Origin of the sequence: Micromonospora sp. NPDC047548 (genome assembly GCF_040642975.1) — a bacterium.
Taxonomy (GTDB): domain Bacteria; phylum Actinomycetota; class Actinomycetes; order Mycobacteriales; family Micromonosporaceae; genus Micromonospora.
On the sequence record NZ_JBEYTI010000032.1, the window covers coordinates 18,588 to 33,722 of the forward strand.

Here is a 15,135-nt window from a genome sequence, read left to right on the forward strand (position 1 = left end):
GAGAATGCCGGTGTGGCGGACCGGCTGGAGGAGTATCGGCGCAAGCGGGACGCGGCCCGCACCCCGGAGCCGGTGCCGCCGGAGCGGCCGCGCCGGCGCAGGAGGGCCGGCGAGGCCCGGTTCGTGATCCAGCAGCACCACGCCCGCTCGCTGCACTGGGACCTGCGGCTGGAGCGCGAGGGCGTGCTCGCCTCCTGGGCGGTGCCCCGCGGCCTGCCCCGGGACACCGGGCGCAACCACTTGGCCGTGCGCACCGAGGACCACCCGATGGAGTACCTCGACTTCCACGGCGAGATCCCGGCCGGCGAGTACGGCGGCGGGACGATGACCGTGCACGACCGGGGCACCTACCGCTGTGAGAAGTGGCGCGACGACGAGGTGATCGTGGTGCTGCGCGGCGAACGCACCAGCGGCCGGTACGTCCTCTTCGCCACCGGCGGCCGGGACGGCCGGGACTGGATGGTGCGCCGTACCGATCCGCCCCCGCCCGGCTGGACGAGCATGCCAGAGCTGGTCCGCCCGATGCGTCCCACCCCGTCCGGCCGGCTGCCCACCGACGGCGCGGACTGGGGTTACGAGCTGCGCTGGGACGGGGTGCGGGCGATGGCGTACGTCTCGGGCGGCCGGCTGCGGCTGCTGTCGGAGACCGGCGAGGACGTCACCGGGGCGTACCCCTGGTTGCGGGACATGGCCGAGGCGCTGGCCCCGACGGAGGCCGTGCTGGACGGCGTGCTGGTCCGGATCGACCCCGCCGGCCGGGTCCGCCCGGCCCGCGCGGGTCGGGCCGGCCCCGACGCGCAGTTCCTGCTCTTCGACCTGCTCTGGCTGGAGGGGGTGGCCAGCACGGACGTGCCGTACGCGCAGCGGCGGGAGCTGCTGGACGGTCTGGCGCTGGCCGGACCACGCTGGCAGACTCCGCCGTGGTTCCCCGGCACCGGCGCCGAGGCGCTGGAGACGGCCCGGGGGCAGGGGCTGCCCGGGGTGGTGGCCAAGCGGCTGGACTCGGTCTACGAGCCGGGGGGACGCAGCCGGCGCTGGCTGAGTATCGAGGCGAGCTGACGGCGCGCGAGCGGCTGGATCCGGGCCGGCGAGCGGGTGGTCAGGGGGAGATCGGATCGCTGAACCGCCAGGCCGCGTTGATCAGGCCGATGTGTGACAGCGCCTGCGGCATGTTGCCCAACTGCGCCCCGGTGCGCAGGTCCACCTGCTCGGCGAAGAGGCCGACGTCGTTGGCGTGCCCGAGCATCTGCTCGAACAGCCGCCGGGCCCGGTCCTCCTCGCCCGCCATCATCAGGCACTCCACCAGCCAGAACGAGCAGAGCACGAAGCCGGCCGGGTCGGTGCCCCAGCGTCGCAGCAGGCCCTGGTCGGTGCCCAGCTCCCGCTCGACCGCCTCGATGGTGGAGCGCATCCGGGGATCGGTGGCGGGCAGGAACTGCGTCATCGGCAGCAGCAGCGCCGAGGCGTCCAGCTCCGTCGACCCGAAGGCCCCGGTGTACGCCCCGATCCGGTCGTTCCAGCCGTCCCGCAGCACGGTCTCGCGGATCTCGTCGCGGATCGCCGCCCAGCGGGGCGCGTCGGCCCGCTCGCCCAGCCGGGGCGCCAGCTCGATCGCCCGGTTCAGGGCCACCCAGCACAGCACCTTGGACGACAGGTAGTGCCGGTCGACGTCCCGGGTCTCCCACATCCCGCGATCCGGCAGCCGCCAGGTCGCGGCGACCTGCTCGGCCAGCCCGATCACCATCTCCCGCAGTTCCTCGTCGAAGGTCTCGCCGAGATGCTCGTGCATTCGCCAGACCGCCGAGATCACCTCGCCGGGCACGTCCAGCTGCCGCTGCCGCCAGGCGTCGTTGCCGATCCGCACCGGGCGGCTGCCCGCATAGCCGCGCAGGTGGCCCAGCTCGTGCTCGGAGATGTCCCGCTCCCCCTCCAGACCGAAGAGCACCGGGACGGGCTGGTCCCCGACGCGGCCGATCGAGCGGGCCGCCCAGGCGAAGAGCCGGTTGGCCTCGGACGGGCAGGCGGCCACCCAGAGCGCCCGGATGGTGATGGCGAAGTCGCGCAGCCATGAGTAGCGGTAGTCGTAGTTGCGGTCGCCGCCGCACCGCTCCGGCAGCGACGTGGTCAGCGCGGCGGCGACCGCGCCGCTGCGGGCGTACGTCAGGCCGGTGAGCACGGTGGCGCCGTGGCGCACCTGCTCGACGTACGGGCCGTCGTAGCCGTGGCTCTCCCGGTACGCCTCCCACGCCTGCACCGTCTCGGCGAGCGCGGTCAGCGGGTCGAGCCGGGCGGGCGAATCGCCGTACAGCGGCGCGTACGCCAGGTCGAAGCCGACGCACTGCCCGGCGGCCACCTCGAACTCCTGCCGGACCCGGTCACGGCCGGCGCGCAGGGCCGGCCCGCCGCTTCGCAGGGTGAGCGCGACCGGGCCGGCGACGGCCACCACCGCACCGTCCGGCTTCTCGTGCACGTACGGGGTGAGCAGGCCGTACTCCGGTCGGGGCGCGAAGTCCAGGCCCATCCGGACCCGGCCGCTGAGCCCCTCGACCACCCGCAGCAGCACGGCCGGAGAGTTCATGCCCAGCTGGTGACCGCGGGCACCCACCTCGGCCGCCAGCGCGTCGGTGACCGCGACGCTCCCCTCCGGGGTGTGGTGGACGGTCCGCAGCACGAGCGTGTCCGGCCGGTACGCGCGCTCCACCCGGGACGGCCCGAGCGGCGCCAGCCGCCAGTGGCCGGCCTCGGGGTCGAGCAGCCGGCCGAAGACCGAGGGAGCGTCGAAGCGGTCGGGGCACCACCAGTCGACCGAGCCGTCCCGGCCGACCAACGCCCCGGAACGGCAGTCGGAGAGAAATCCGTAGTCGGAGATCGTCGACTGGTCCACCCGCTCGGGGTACCCGGAGCGGCCGGGTTCAGACCGGTCGACGGGCCGGCCGGCGGGGCCGGTGGCCCGCCGCCGCCGGGTCCGTCAGGACGTCGGGGGCTCGTCCTCGCCGGCCGCCTCCGCCGCGTCGGCCTCCTCCTTGGTCCGGTGCACCACCTGGTCGGCGTGCTCCGGCGGCCCGTAGACGGTGTAGAGCACCAGCGGGTTCGGGCCGGTGTTGACGAAGTTGTGCCTGGTGCCGGCCGGCACGACCACCAGGTCGCCCTGGGCGACCTCCCTGGTCTCCCCCGCGACCCGGGCCTCGCCGGTGCCGCTGACGAAGGTCAGGATCTGGTCGATCCCCTCGTGGACCTCCTCGCCGATCTCGCCGCCAGGCGGAATGGTCATGATGACGAGCTGGGTTTTCGCACCGGTCCACAGCACCCGCCGGAAGTCGGGGCTCTTCTGGGCGACGGTCGCGATCGTGAAATGCTCCATGGACCGGCTCATACCCGGCCCGAGCCCTCGTCACGCCGGGACTGGCAGATGGTGGAATTCCCCACCCGCCCGAGGTTTGAGGCCCCGCGCAACGGGCATCGAGCACCCTGACGGCCGCGTTCGCGCGGCGGTCGAGCCAGGTCCCCGCTGGCGTACCGCCGGATGGCTGCGGTGGCGGGAGACGGCCGGAGCGCGGCGACGTGACGACCCACGGGTCGGGCGGCGCCGTGCGCCCGTGTCCGGGCCCGGTTCAGACCCTCGGCGTCACGGCCCCCGACCGTGAGGTCCGCGCCCCGAGCGCCAACCTCGCCGCGGCGGCCGTCGACGACACGCCCTCGGCAGATGACAGTGCTTTCGCCGCCCCGGCACGGCCGGACAGCCGGCGGGTCGCCCGGGACCGGGCCGGGGCGGTCGCCCTCGCCGCCGTGGGCCGCGGGCGGGTCGTCGACGTCGAGGCCGAGCAGGAGCACGGGCGTCCGGTATGGAGTGTCGCGATCGCGGCCGGCGCCACCGGCTGGGACGTGCACGTCGACCAGGTCACCGGCGCGGTGCTGCGCATCCGGCAGAAGGCCGGCGAGGACCGGACGGCCCCGGACCGTCGGCGCGGGGACGACCGGCCCGGCGACGACCACGGGGGCGGCCGGCACGGCGACGACGACTGAACCGACGCCCGGTTCGCCCGCCGGTCCCCGACCAGGGGCGGGCGGGTGGACCGGAGGCCGGCGCGGCGGCGGCCCGGCACCACCGGCCGATTGCCCCTGTGACGGCGACGAATGTCTGACTACATTGAAGTATGGTGCCCGCCCAGCAGGGTCGGGTGGCGGAACCGGTCTACCGCCCCATCCTCGCCAGCCGACGGGGCGAGCTGGAGGCGCTGGCCCATCTGGACAGCGCCGCGGCTCCACTGCTCGCTCCGGTCCTCGAATTCTCCACTGTCGACGCTGCGGTGCTCGACCTGCTCGGCCGGCTGCCGGCCGGGCTCGTCCCGGCGGTCGACGTCTCCGCCCTGCCCGACGGGCCGGAGACCGAGCTGGTCCGGTGGGGCGTACCGGTGGTGCCGGTGATCGGGCTGGCCGACAGCGACCGGCGGCTGGTGGCGCACGGGGTGGCGGCGCAGGCGCACACCCGGCGGGCGGTGGTCCGGCTGCGGGCCGGACAGGACCGGGCCGGCCCGGACGCGACCACCGCGGCGGCGGAGCGGATCTGGCGGGACGGCCGGCTGGTGCCCGAGCAGTGCGACCTTCTCATCGACGCGGGCGACGTCTGCTGCCCGGCGGACCTGCGGGCGACCGAGCCACGGGTGCGGCGGCTGGCGGACTGGGCACGCCGGCACGCCTGGCGCACGGTGACCGTGGCGGCCGGCGGGATGCCGCCGACGCTGTCCCGCCTGCCCACCGACGAGCCGGTACGCCTCGACCGCTGGGACTGGCTGCTCTGGCAACGCCTCGCCGAGCTCGGCGTCGGGTACGGCGACTACGGCGTCGCCGCCGCGTCGCCCGGCGGGGAGGGGCCGGGTGACCGGTTCCCCACGGTGCGGTACACGGCGGACGGCGCCTGGTGGGTCTACCGCTGGTCGCGGCGGGGTGGTCGGGGCGACGAGCGCTTCGCCGACCTGTGCCGCACGCTGGTGGCGGCGCCGCACTGGCCGCCGGCCGGGGCCGGCTTCTCCTGGGGCGACCACGAGCTGCTGCGCCGCGCGCGGCGGGTGGCCGGCGCTGGCTCGCCGACCAACTGGACGGCGTGGAGCACGTCGCACCACCTGGCGCACGTGCTGGCCACGCTCACTCGACCGGCCCGGGATCAGCCCCCCGGCCCGTGGCGCGGCGGGGAGGAACGCGGACGTGCCACCCGGGCGCACCGGGGCGGCGAGGCGCGCCGGGCCGGCTGAGTCACTCCTTCTCGGTGAAGCCGAACTGCACGATGCCCTCGTCGTCGACCACCGCGTCGACGGAGGTGTCGTTGAGCAGTTCGGCGGCGTCCGCGTCGAGGAAGATGCGGGCGCCCTGGTTGTCGACCACCTGGTCGCCCCGCACCGGTTCCGGCACCAGCTCGATGGTGAGTGAGCCGGCGTCGGTGTCGGCGGCGATGCGCAGCCCGCCGTCCTCGGCGACGTCCTGCTGGACGGCGAGGTCGCGGATCACGAGCATGGCGTTGTCGGTCATGGTGAGCATGGCGGAACTCCTCGTGGGTTCTCGGAAGCGCGGGACGTCGCGCGGAGTGATGAAGCGCGCACCTGCGGCAAACCGGTCATTGCCCGGCGAATCGGGGCGCATCACGCGGCCCCCTCATCCACGGTGCCCCCTGGGCGGGCGTCCGTCAAATAGAGCGTGCTCTGTGGGAGCGCCCCGCACGTCCGGCGTTTCCGCTCCTCAGCGCCCCGGTCGTCGGTAGGCTGGGGCCGAGGAGCACGCCCGCCGCACCGCCGCCGCGCTGGACCGGGACTGAGATCCGGAAGAAAACCTTCGGCACAGGCTCTTGCCCGGCGGAAATCTTCATGGCAGCGTCACGGCATGCATCGTCGTCTCTTTACCCGTAGCCTGGCGCTGGCGACGCTCGCCGCCACCGTGGCCGCCGCCGGCGCCCTCCCCGCCACCGCCGAGTCGCCGACCCCGGCGGCCACCCGGCTGCACGCCACCATCGACGCGATCCTCGCCGACGCCCGGCTCACCGGCGCGCAGGCCGGGGTGGTCGTCGTGGACACCGCCACCGGGCAGACCCTGTACGACCGCAACGGCGACCGCCGGCTGATCCCCGCCTCCAACACCAAGCTGCTCACCTCGACCGCGGCGCTGGAACTGCTCGGCCCGGGGCACCGGTTCACCACCGACGTGCGCACCAGCGGGCAGCGCCGGGCCGGGCTGGTCTCCGGCGACCTCTACCTGCGCGGCGGCGGCGACCCGACGATGCTCGCCGCCGACTACGACGCGCTCGCCGCCGAGGTGGCCGCGAACGGCGTACGGGTGGTGACCGGCAACCTGGTCGCCGACGACACCCGCTACGACCGGACCCGGCTCGGTCCGGACTGGACGTGGGACGACGAGTCGTACTACTACGCGGCGCAGGTCTCCGCGCTGACCGTCGCCCCGGACACCGACTACGACGCCGGCAACGTCATCGTGCACGCCGCCCCGGCGGCCACCGCGGGCGCGCCGCCGACGGTCACCATGACGCCGCCCAATGGCTACGTGCAGATCGACAACCGGGCCGAGACGGTCGCCGGGGGCGAGACCACCATCGCCTTCGAACGGGAGCATGGCACCAACACCGTGGTGGTCACCGGCCAGATCGCGGTCGGCGACGACTCGTCCAGCGACTGGATGACCGTCTGGGAGCCCACCGGGTACGCCGCCGACGTCTTCCGGGCCGCGCTGCGCCGGCACGGGGTGCGGGTGCTCGGGCACACCGTGCTCGGCCGGACCACCCCCGACGACGCGGCGCCGGTTGCCCGGCACGACTCGATGAGCCTGGCCGAATTGATGGTGCCGTTCCTGAAGCTGTCCAACAACGGGCACGCCGAGGTACTGACCAAGGAGATCGGCCGGGTCATCTCCGGCTCGGGCACCTGGTCGGCGGGGCTGACCGCGATCAGCGGGTACGTCGCCGACACCGGCATGGACACCGGCACGCTGCGCCAGCGCGACGGCTCGGGGCTGTCCCGGCGCAACCTCATCCCGCCGGCCGAGTTCGTCGCCCTGCTCGCCGCGGTCCGCGCCGAGCCCTGGTTCGACGACTGGTACGCCGCCCTCCCGATCGCCGGCAACGCCGAGCGTTTCGTCGGCGGGACGCTGCGCAGCCGGATGCGCAACACGCCGGCGGCGAACAACGTGCACGCCAAGACCGGCAGCCTGACCGGGGTCTCCGGCCTCTCCGGCTACGTCACCGACGCCGACGGCCGGGTGCTGGCCTTCTCGGTGGTGCTCAACAACTACCTGGCCTCGTCCGTGAAGGGGCTGGAGGACCAGATCGCCATCGCGCTGGCGTCGTACACCGAAAAGAGCGTGACCACCGCGCGGGTGGCGCCGCCGGTGGCGCCGGACGCGCCGCGCCCGCCGGAGGGCCTGGAGTGCTCCTGGGTGAAGCCGATCGCCTGCTGAGCGCGGTGAGGGCCCCGCGTCTGTGGGGCCCTCACCGGCCGCAGTCCGAGCAGGGCCGCCGGGTGCGCAGGTGGTACCCGAGCGCGGCGGCCCCCAGGCCCCAACCCCAGACCCAGTAGCCCAGCTCGGCCACCCAGAAGAACGCCAGCGAGTAGTGCCCTTCACCGTTGAAGGTGCCGGTGAGGGTCTCCACGGCGAGCTGGGCCAGGCCGACGCCGAAGTAGCCGACCAGGCCGACCGAGAGGACGGTGGCCGGGACGAGCAGCACCGGGCGGGGGATCCGCCGGCCGGCCAGCAGCGGCACCCAGCGCGGCCAGATCCGTCCCCAGGAGTGCACCAGGGCCAGCGGCAGCAGCACCCCGGCGAGCAGGAAACCCACCTCGAAGGCGACCATCGAGGCGCCCTGCGCCAGCGGCACCTCACCGAAGCCGGCCGCTGCCTGGGCGGCCAGCCGCACCAGGCAACCGGCGACCGCCAGCCAGGCCCCAGCGCGCGCCCAGCCGGGCGCACCCGTCCCCGGTACGGCCACCGGGCCGGTCCGGCCGCACTCCCGGCAGTCCGACCGGAACCGGCGGCGATGCTCCACCAGCGCCGCGTGCAGCAGCAGCGCGCCGGTCAGCGCGCCGAGCCGGCTGGCGAAGCCGGCAACGGTGAATCCGGCGAACGGGTGCAGGATCAGCAGCCCCACGAGGTCGAGCAGGAGCAGCGCGCAGGCGGCCACGACCGCCACGCAGACCGCCCAGCCACCGACTGCCAGCGCTGGGCGCCACGAGCGGGCCGTCGCCAGGCCGGCCGCGACCAGCCCGGCTGCGGCGCAGAGCGCCACCGCCCACCAGCCGGTGAAGACCACCAGGTCGGTGCCGAGCGGCGGGAACTCCGGCGCGCCGGTCACCGCCCAGGCCAGGCGGAGGGCACCGTAGCCGGCGGCCCACGCCCCGACGGCGTACGGGAGGGCGGTGCGGCGGGTGGCGGACGGCAGGGCCGATGTCATGGCCTCCACCCTGCCGCCGGTCGGGACGCGACGACTCACGAGCAGGAGGGGTGCCCCTCCCCCGCCGGGGTGAGCGCGCCGTCAGCCGGCGGCGCCGGTGGCCTGAGCGGCGGCTCAGCGGATCTCGAACCCGAGCGCCCGGGCCAGCACCAACGCCTGCTCCGGGTCGATCACCGCGCCGGCCCGCTCGACCGCCGTCGGGTCCAGCGCGGTGAGGTCGCTGCCGCGCAGGTCGGCCCCGCTCAGCCGGGCCGCGTGCAGTTGCGCGGCGGAGAGGTCGACGCCGGTCACCGTGGCCCCGGTCAGGTTGGCCCCGGTCAGGTCCGTCTCACGCATCCGCACGTCGGTGAAGCTCACCCCGCGCAGGTCGGCCCCGGGCAGCGCGACGAACGACCAGTCGCCGCCCTCGACCCGCAACGGCCTCAGGTCGCACTGGTCGAAGGTGCTGCCCACCAGCTTGCAGCCGGTGAACTCGGCCTCGAAGAAGTTGCACCGCCGGAACACGCAGCGGGTGAAGGCGGAGTCGACGTGCCGGGAGGAGTTGAACCGCACGTTGCCGAAGGTGCACCCGGTGAAGGAGGCGCCCCGGCTGACCGCCTCGGTGAGGTCGACGTCGTGGAAGACGCAGTTGACGAAGTGCCGGTCGAGCAGTTCCTCGGCGTACCAGTCGTGGTGGCGGAAGGTAGCGTCCTCGGTCGGCTCGGGCATCGCACCACCCTATGCGCCGGCACCGACAGCGGCGGCGGGCCTTCCGCCGGCGGCATACCGACTAGTAGGTTCGCGACGTGAGCGTGGCACGCAGTACCGACCCGGACCTCATCGGCTTCGACCCCGCGCGGCTCGCGCGCATCGACGAACACTTCGGCCGGTACGTCGACGACGGCCGGCTCGCCGGCTGGCAGATCGTGGTCACCCGCCGTGGCGAGATCGCGCACTCCGCGACGTACGGCCTGCGGGACGTGGAGACCGGCGCGCCGGTGGAGCGGGACACCCTCTGGCGCATCTACTCGATGACCAAGCCGATCACCTCGGTCGCGGCGATGATGCTGTGGGAGGAGGGCCACTTCGAGCTGAACGACCCGATCAGCCGCTGGCTGCCGGAGTTCGCCGACGTCCGGGTCTTCGACAAGGGCTCGGCGCTCAAGGCGTACACGGTGCCGGCGACCGAGCCGATCCGGGTCTGGCACCTGCTGACCCACACCTCCGGCCTGACGTACGGCTTCGCGCAGACCTCGGTGGTCGACGCGCTCTACCGCGCCGCCGGCTACGACCTGGGAGTGCCGCCCGGGCTGGACCTGGCCGGCGCCTCGGCCGGGATGGCCCGGCTGCCGCTGATGTTCCAGCCCGGCACCGGCTGGAGCTACGGCGTCTCCACCGACGTGCTGGGCCGGCTGGTCGAGGTGGTCTCCGGGCAGAGCCTGGACGCGTTCTTCACCGAGCGGATCCTCACCCCGCTGGGCATGACCGACACCCGCTGGTGGGTCGACGAGCCGGACGCCAAGCGGCTCGCCGCCCTGTACACCCCGCACCCGGGCACCGGCCGGGCCGTCCGCGCCGACCGGATCGGGGCCGCCGCGCTGACCCGCCCCGACTGCCTCTCCGGCGGCGGCGGGCTGGTCTCCACGGCCGCCGACTACCACCTGTTCACCCAGCTGCTGCTGCGCGGCGGCGAGCTGGGCGGCGTACGCCTGCTCGCGCCCCGCACGGTGCGCTACATGACCCGCAACCACCTGCCCGGCGGCGGCGACCTGGCGTCGTTCGAGCCGGAGGGGTTCGCCGAGACGGTGCTGGACGGCATCGGCTTCGGCCTGGGCTTCGCCGTCGTGCAGGACCCGGTGCCGGCCCGGGTGCCCAGCAGCGTCGGCGAGTACTACTGGGGCGGCCTGGCCAGCACGGCGTTCTGGGTCGACCCGGCTGAGGACGTCACCGCGTTGCTGTTCACCCAGCTGATGCCGTCGAGCGCGTACCCGCTGCGCTCGCAGCTGCGCCAGCTGGTCTACTCCGCCCTGCTCGACTGAGCCGTTCCGCCGACGGGCGGCCGAGCCGGTCCATAGCCTGGACGGCATGAGCGAGCGCAGCGAGCGAATCGTCAGGTTCAGCGCGGTGGTGCCTCGTGGCGGCACGAAGCGCAGCGGAGTGCCGGCATGAGCAACATCGTCGTGTACGGCGCCGGTGGCACCGCGGGCTCGCGGATCGTCACGGAAGCGGCCGGTCGGGGGCACCGGGTCACGGCGGCGGTCCGCCGCCCGGAGTCGGTCACCTGGCTGCCGGCCGGGGTCCACGTGACGACCGGGGATGCCACCTCGGCGCGCAGCGTCCGGGAGCTGGCCCCCGAGGCCGACGTGATCGTGGTGGCGATCGGCGGCGGGGAGCGGGCGCTCTGGCGGGACGCGGCGGAGACCCTGGTCACCGCGCTGCGGGACGTGCCGAACCCGCCCCGGCTCATCCACGTCGGGGGCGGGGCGACGCTGCTGACGCCGAACGACACCCGGTTCCTCGACGAGCCGGAGTTCCCCGACGAGTACCGGGACGCGGCGCTGGGCCAGGCCGACGCCCTCGCCCTCTACCGTGCGTCGGCCGACGGGCTGACCTGGACGTACCTCTCCCCGCCGCCGGTGGAGTTCCATCCGGGCGAGCGGACCGGCCGCTACCGCACCGGCACCGAACACCCGGTGGTCGACGAGCGGGGGCGCTCGGTGCTGACCTACGAGGACCTGGCGGTGGCCATCGTCGACGAGATCGAGAACCCGCGCTTCGAGAACATGCGGTTCACCGCCGCGTACTGAGCTTCAGTCGGCCAGCCGCGCCGGGAAGCCGCCGGTGGCGACCGGCCCCCAGCTGTCGATGGTGACGCGGATCAGCGACTTGCCCTGCCTCACCATCGCCTGCCGGTACTCGTCCCAGTCCGGGTGCTCGCCGGAGATGCCGCGGAAGTACTCCACCAGCGGTTCCAGGGCCTCCGGCAGGTCGAGCACCTCGGCGGTGCCGTCGACCTGCACCCAGGGCCCGTTCCAGTCGTCGGACAGCACACACGCGGAGACCCGCGGGTCGCGACGGATGTTGGTCGCCTTCGCCCGCTCCGGATAGGTGGAGATCACCAGCCGGCCCTCGGCGTCCACGCCGCAGGAGACCGGGGAGGACTGCGGCCGGCCGTCGGACCGGGTGGTCATCAGCAGGACCTTGTGCCGGGGGCGGATGAACTCGATCAGGGCGTCCCGGTCGACCCGGGTGTTGCTCGCGATGGTGCGTGCCATGCGTCGGTTCTACCAGGCATCTACCAGGCCGTGGGGGCGCGCGCCCCGGCGGCGGGGCGGCCCGGGGTCGGGGTCAGCGGGCCCGGCCGGCGACCCGGCCGGGAGCGGGTTGGGCGGGGACCCGGGGCCGGGCCGTCGGCCGCCAGGCACGGCCGTTGGCGTAGATCACCCGGAAACCGAGGTACGCCGCCAGCGGCGCCCACTGGGCCGAGCCCATCCGCAGCTCGGCGGCGTTGTGCCGCTGGCCGTTGGCGAGCACGTCGAGCAGCACGGTTTCGAAGGCGGCCGATTCGACCCAGTCCACCTCCCGGGTGAATCCGCAGATCAGCGCCGCTCCGGTCACGTCGAGGAAGTCGCGCAGCACGGCATCGGAGGCCCGCAGCACCGAACAGCTGCCGAAATAGAGCCGCCGCCCCTCGCACCGGCCGGCCATCCGCTCCGCCACGTCGGCGAGCTCGACGGAATCCCAGTCGGTGAGGCAGAGCCGGCTCGGCTCGCCGTGCATGGCGAAGAAGCCGACCCGGTAGTCGGCGTACTGCTTGAGCAGCCAGCGGTCGAGGAAGTAGTAGAGCTCGTCGCGGGTGGCGGCGTCCTTGTGGATGAAGCGGATCCGGCCGAGCCGTTCCAGCAGTTCGAGGGTGGGCAGCACGGAGCCGCGCTCGTTGAGGTCCCGGTGCCACTGCCCCTCGATGCAGAAGACGCCACCACGCGCCACGTCCACCTCCCCGGTCACCACCTGGCGCCGACGTTACCGGGCCGGGATCACGGCGCGGCATCACCCGGAGTGTGTCGCGCAGCTCCTCCCCGTCACGTTCGATGCCGGCCGCGTCGTCTCTCTCCGTCCCACTGCGTCTGCGCCGAACGGGCGTTTCGCAGTTCCGGGTAATTCGCAGCTAATGCCCAGGCAGAGCCGGCTATGAGGACGATTCTCGTTAATCGCCACCAATCGGCACTCGAGGTGTCAGGGTGAACAGGGCGGGACGTTCCGGCCGATGACCCCCGATCAACATTCAATCGCTCTCTTACCGGGAGGACTTCCGTGCGTGTGAACACCTTGAAGCGGGCCGTTGTCGCGTTCGCCCTGGCGCTGCCGGGAGCCGCGATCGCCTCGGTGGTCGCCGCGCCAGCGGCCCACGCGGACGGCTGCTACACCTGGCAGCGCGACCTCTACCAGGGGCGCTCCGGCGACGACGTGCGCCAGTTGCAGATCCGGGTCGCCGGTTGGGCCGGCTACGGCGGAATCGTGCGCATCGACGGACGCTACGGACCGGAGACCGCCGCGGCGGTCAAGCGCTTCCAGTCGGCGTACGGGCTGCGCAGCGACGGCGTCGCCGGACCGCAGACCTTCGCCAAGCTCTACCAGTTGCAGGACAACGACTGCACGCCGGCGCACTTCAGCTACCAGGAGCTGGACGACGGTTGCGGCCGGGGCGGGTGGAGCGGCGGCCCGCTGTCGGCCGACCAGACCAAGGCCAACGCGGTGCGGACGATGTGGAAGCTGGAGGCGCTGCGCCGGGGGTTGGGCGACAAGGACCTGACCGTCAACAGCGGCTTCCGCAGCACCGCCTGCAACCGCCAGGTCGGCGGCGCGTCGGACAGCCAGCACCTCTACGGCAACGCCGCCGACGTGGTCTCCCGGACGACGTCGCTGTGCACCATCGCCCGTACGGCCCGCAGCCACGGGTTCAGCGGGATCTTCGGCCCCGGCTACCCCGGCCACGCCACCCACGTGCACGGGGACTCGCGGCGGGAGAACACCAGCGACCGGACGGCGAACCACACCGCCTGGTCCGCCCCGGACTGCGGGGTGGGCAGCGGCGACTGAGCCCGCACAGTAGGGCCCGTGCGTCTCCGTCGACTGCTCACCAACTCGCACGGCAGGCCTCCCGCAGCTCGGCAGCGACTGCGGCTGATCGCCGCAGCGCATCCTGGGCCAGTGGTACGGCCCGAACCGGACGAAAGTTCAATCGTGCCAGGCGGTGAGGAGATCCCCCGCCGACAGGGCCCGGACGCCGTCCACAGCCGTGCCCCCGCGGGACACCACGACCGGCTCGACGTGTTCGTCGGCGCCGGGCATCCGGGCCCGGTGCGCGAGGAGCCGCCCCAGGTCGTGGGTGTCGAACGGCCGGTTCTCGAGCCACTTGACGGAGCCGACGAAGGTGATCCGGCGAGCGACCGGCCCCCTATCGGCACCGACCAGATCGATCTCCGGGTCGTTGGTACGCGTCCAGTAGCCGCCGACCACCGCGGTGCCGTCCGGCAGGTGGCCGGCGGGTAGTCGGCGCAGCGACTCCCGGACCACCGGCTCGATCGCGCGGCCCCGCCACGACGTCCACGACGTCCTGATTCGCTCCAGGGTCAGGTCGCCCCGGCCGCGCTCGATCTCCGGCAGGTGGGGCCCGAGGAACGACAACCAGAAGCGGAGGTACGGGTCGACGACGGCGTAGCGCGTCTCCCTGGAGGGCCGAGTGGACAACGGCACCGCCACGTCCACGATGCGCTTGTCGGCCAGCAGGCGCAGCGCCCGGTTGAGCGACGCCTGCGGCAGATCGCCCGCAGCCCGGGCGATGAGGGAGAAGGTCCGCTCGCCGGAGCCGATGGCCCGCAGCACCAGTCCTGCCTGGGACTGCGTCGGGAACTCGGCGGCCAACGCCCGCTCCGCGCTGACCAGCAGCGCGGAAGTCGGGTCGGTGACCGCGTCGGCGAGGTAGTCGCTCAGCGAGGCGCCGCCGGGCCACTCGTCGAGAATCAGCGGCAGCCCACCGGATACCAGGTACGCGTCGAAGGCCTCAGCCGGGGTGAGGCCGAGCATGTCGCGGACGTCAGCCGGGCTCAGCGGCGGGATCACCATCTCGGTCGCCCGCTGGTGGAACGGCCGTCCGTAGTCGTTCAGGGCCTCCATCATCGCCAGGTCCGAACCGACGCAGACAAGCAGCACGGGACGCCTGGAGAACTCCCGGTCGAAGACCTTCTGCAGAGTGCCCTCGAAGCCGGGATCGGTTGCGATCAGGTAGGGCATCTCGTCGAGGACGACGACACTGGGCCGGTCGGTCGGCAACGCGGCGGCGAGGAGGGTGAGCGCGGCGTCCCAGGTCATCGGGCGCTGGGCCGCGAAGAGGTGGGCGCCGGGCAACGAGGAGGTGGCGGCCGCCGCCACGAACAGGGCGAGGTCCGCGGCGACAGTGGGCTGGGCGGAGGCGGTAAAGAACAGGTGCGGCACCTCGGCGCGGTCGACGAACTCCTCGACCAGCCGCGACTTGCCGACCCGGCGCCGCCCGCGCATCAGCAGGGCACGGCCCGGCCGGCCGGCCCGGCCGCCGCGACGGACCTTGCCGAGCATCCCGTCGAGCACGGCCAACTCCCGCGTACGGCCGACGAAACCGTCCATGCACTCAGCCCCGATACTCTCATCGGTGATACAACCAGAAATGATTG

15 protein-coding genes are annotated in these 15,135 nt (G+C 73.8%); 7 read left to right on the forward strand and 8 right to left on the reverse strand.

The window, feature by feature from the left end; genetic code table 11:
- Window positions 1-12: 12 nt before the first annotated feature.
- Window positions 13-1,059: a DNA polymerase ligase N-terminal domain-containing protein gene (locus tag ABZ807_RS25045; RefSeq protein WP_357162772.1), complete on the forward strand. Its 1,047-nt coding sequence runs from the start codon at window positions 13-15 to the stop codon at window positions 1,057-1,059.
- 40 nt (window positions 1,060-1,099) lie between these two features.
- Here ABZ807_RS25045 and ABZ807_RS25050 read toward each other — a convergent pair whose 3' ends face one another.
- Window positions 1,100-2,884 (reverse strand): glycoside hydrolase family 15 protein, encoded by a 1,785-nt coding sequence (locus ABZ807_RS25050; RefSeq protein WP_357162629.1) that lies wholly within the window; start codon window positions 2,882-2,884, stop codon window positions 1,100-1,102.
- Between the two features lie 84 nt (window positions 2,885-2,968).
- Window positions 2,969-3,361: a cupin domain-containing protein gene (locus ABZ807_RS25055; RefSeq protein ID WP_357162632.1), complete on the reverse strand. Its 393-nt coding sequence runs from the start codon at window positions 3,359-3,361 to the stop codon at window positions 2,969-2,971.
- 200 nt (window positions 3,362-3,561) lie between these two features.
- Between ABZ807_RS25055 and ABZ807_RS25060 the strand changes: the two genes are divergently transcribed.
- A complete protein-coding gene (locus ABZ807_RS25060; RefSeq protein WP_357162635.1) occupies window positions 3,562-4,023 on the forward strand; it encodes a PepSY domain-containing protein in 462 nt (153 codons plus the stop codon).
- A 131-nt stretch (window positions 4,024-4,154) separates the two neighbouring features.
- Window positions 4,155-5,249 (forward strand): beta family protein, encoded by a 1,095-nt coding sequence (locus ABZ807_RS25065; protein ID WP_357162638.1) that lies wholly within the window; start codon window positions 4,155-4,157, stop codon window positions 5,247-5,249.
- A 1-nt stretch (window position 5,250) separates the two neighbouring features.
- Here the strand turns inward: ABZ807_RS25065 and ABZ807_RS25070 are convergent, their stop codons facing one another.
- Window positions 5,251-5,532 (reverse strand): adhesin, encoded by a 282-nt coding sequence (locus ABZ807_RS25070; RefSeq protein ID WP_357162641.1) that lies wholly within the window; start codon window positions 5,530-5,532, stop codon window positions 5,251-5,253.
- A gap of 339 nt (window positions 5,533-5,871) precedes the next feature.
- Here ABZ807_RS25070 and dacB point away from each other — a divergent pair, with 339 nt between their 5' ends.
- Complete coding sequence (gene dacB, locus ABZ807_RS25075; RefSeq protein ID WP_357162644.1) at window positions 5,872-7,455, forward strand: D-alanyl-D-alanine carboxypeptidase/D-alanyl-D-alanine-endopeptidase; 1,584 nt, start codon at window positions 5,872-5,874, stop codon at window positions 7,453-7,455.
- A 31-nt stretch (window positions 7,456-7,486) separates the two neighbouring features.
- Here dacB and ABZ807_RS25080 read toward each other — a convergent pair whose 3' ends face one another.
- Window positions 7,487-8,446, reverse strand: a complete 960-nt coding sequence (locus tag ABZ807_RS25080; protein WP_357162647.1) for a hypothetical protein — start codon at window positions 8,444-8,446, stop codon at window positions 7,487-7,489.
- A 114-nt stretch (window positions 8,447-8,560) separates the two neighbouring features.
- Entirely contained in the window at window positions 8,561-9,154 is a 594-nt protein-coding gene (locus ABZ807_RS25085) for a pentapeptide repeat-containing protein (protein ID WP_357162650.1), read from the reverse strand.
- A 77-nt stretch (window positions 9,155-9,231) separates the two neighbouring features.
- Between ABZ807_RS25085 and ABZ807_RS25090 the strand changes: the two genes are divergently transcribed.
- Window positions 9,232-10,464: a serine hydrolase domain-containing protein gene (locus ABZ807_RS25090; RefSeq protein ID WP_357162653.1), complete on the forward strand. Its 1,233-nt coding sequence runs from the start codon at window positions 9,232-9,234 to the stop codon at window positions 10,462-10,464.
- 126 nt (window positions 10,465-10,590) lie between these two features.
- Window positions 10,591-11,232 (forward strand): NAD(P)H-binding protein, encoded by a 642-nt coding sequence (locus tag ABZ807_RS25095; protein ID WP_357162656.1) that lies wholly within the window; start codon window positions 10,591-10,593, stop codon window positions 11,230-11,232.
- 3 nt (window positions 11,233-11,235) lie between these two features.
- Here the strand turns inward: ABZ807_RS25095 and ABZ807_RS25100 are convergent, their stop codons facing one another.
- Both ABZ807_RS25100 and ABZ807_RS25105 read right to left on the reverse strand, forming a co-directional pair.
- Window positions 11,236-11,700 (reverse strand): PPOX class F420-dependent oxidoreductase, encoded by a 465-nt coding sequence (locus ABZ807_RS25100; RefSeq protein ID WP_357162659.1) that lies wholly within the window; start codon window positions 11,698-11,700, stop codon window positions 11,236-11,238.
- A 73-nt stretch (window positions 11,701-11,773) separates the two neighbouring features.
- Window positions 11,774-12,415, reverse strand: coding sequence for a hypothetical protein (locus ABZ807_RS25105; RefSeq protein WP_357162775.1), 642 nt, complete (start codon window positions 12,413-12,415; stop codon window positions 11,774-11,776).
- A gap of 324 nt (window positions 12,416-12,739) precedes the next feature.
- Between ABZ807_RS25105 and ABZ807_RS25110 the strand changes: the two genes are divergently transcribed.
- Complete coding sequence (locus ABZ807_RS25110) at window positions 12,740-13,525, forward strand: D-Ala-D-Ala carboxypeptidase family metallohydrolase (protein ID WP_357162662.1); 786 nt, start codon at window positions 12,740-12,742, stop codon at window positions 13,523-13,525.
- A gap of 138 nt (window positions 13,526-13,663) precedes the next feature.
- Here the strand turns inward: ABZ807_RS25110 and ABZ807_RS25115 are convergent, their stop codons facing one another.
- The gene (locus ABZ807_RS25115; RefSeq protein WP_357162665.1) at window positions 13,664-15,088 is read right to left on the reverse strand and encodes a DUF234 domain-containing protein; all 1,425 of its coding nucleotides are present in this window, start codon (window positions 15,086-15,088) and stop codon (window positions 13,664-13,666) included.
- Between the last annotated feature and the right edge of the window lie 47 nt (window positions 15,089-15,135).

Coding starts and splice junctions, on each gene's coding strand:
- ABZ807_RS25055 (WP_357162632.1), bottom strand. CDS start 3,361: ATGGAGCATTTCACGATCGCGACCGTCGCCCAGAAGAGCCCCGACTTC.
- ABZ807_RS25065 (WP_357162638.1), top strand. CDS start 4,155: ATGGTGCCCGCCCAGCAGGGTCGGGTGGCGGAACCGGTCTACCGCCCC.
- ABZ807_RS25070 (WP_357162641.1), bottom strand. CDS start 5,532: ATGCTCACCATGACCGACAACGCCATGCTCGTGATCCGCGACCTCGCC.
- dacB (WP_357162644.1), top strand. CDS start 5,872: ATGCATCGTCGTCTCTTTACCCGTAGCCTGGCGCTGGCGACGCTCGCC.
- ABZ807_RS25080 (WP_357162647.1), bottom strand. CDS start 8,446: ATGACATCGGCCCTGCCGTCCGCCACCCGCCGCACCGCCCTCCCGTAC.
- ABZ807_RS25085 (WP_357162650.1), bottom strand. CDS start 9,154: ATGCCCGAGCCGACCGAGGACGCTACCTTCCGCCACCACGACTGGTAC.
- ABZ807_RS25095 (WP_357162656.1), top strand. CDS start 10,591: ATGAGCAACATCGTCGTGTACGGCGCCGGTGGCACCGCGGGCTCGCGG.
- ABZ807_RS25100 (WP_357162659.1), bottom strand. CDS start 11,700: ATGGCACGCACCATCGCGAGCAACACCCGGGTCGACCGGGACGCCCTG.
- ABZ807_RS25115 (WP_357162665.1), bottom strand. CDS start 15,088: ATGGACGGTTTCGTCGGCCGTACGCGGGAGTTGGCCGTGCTCGACGGG.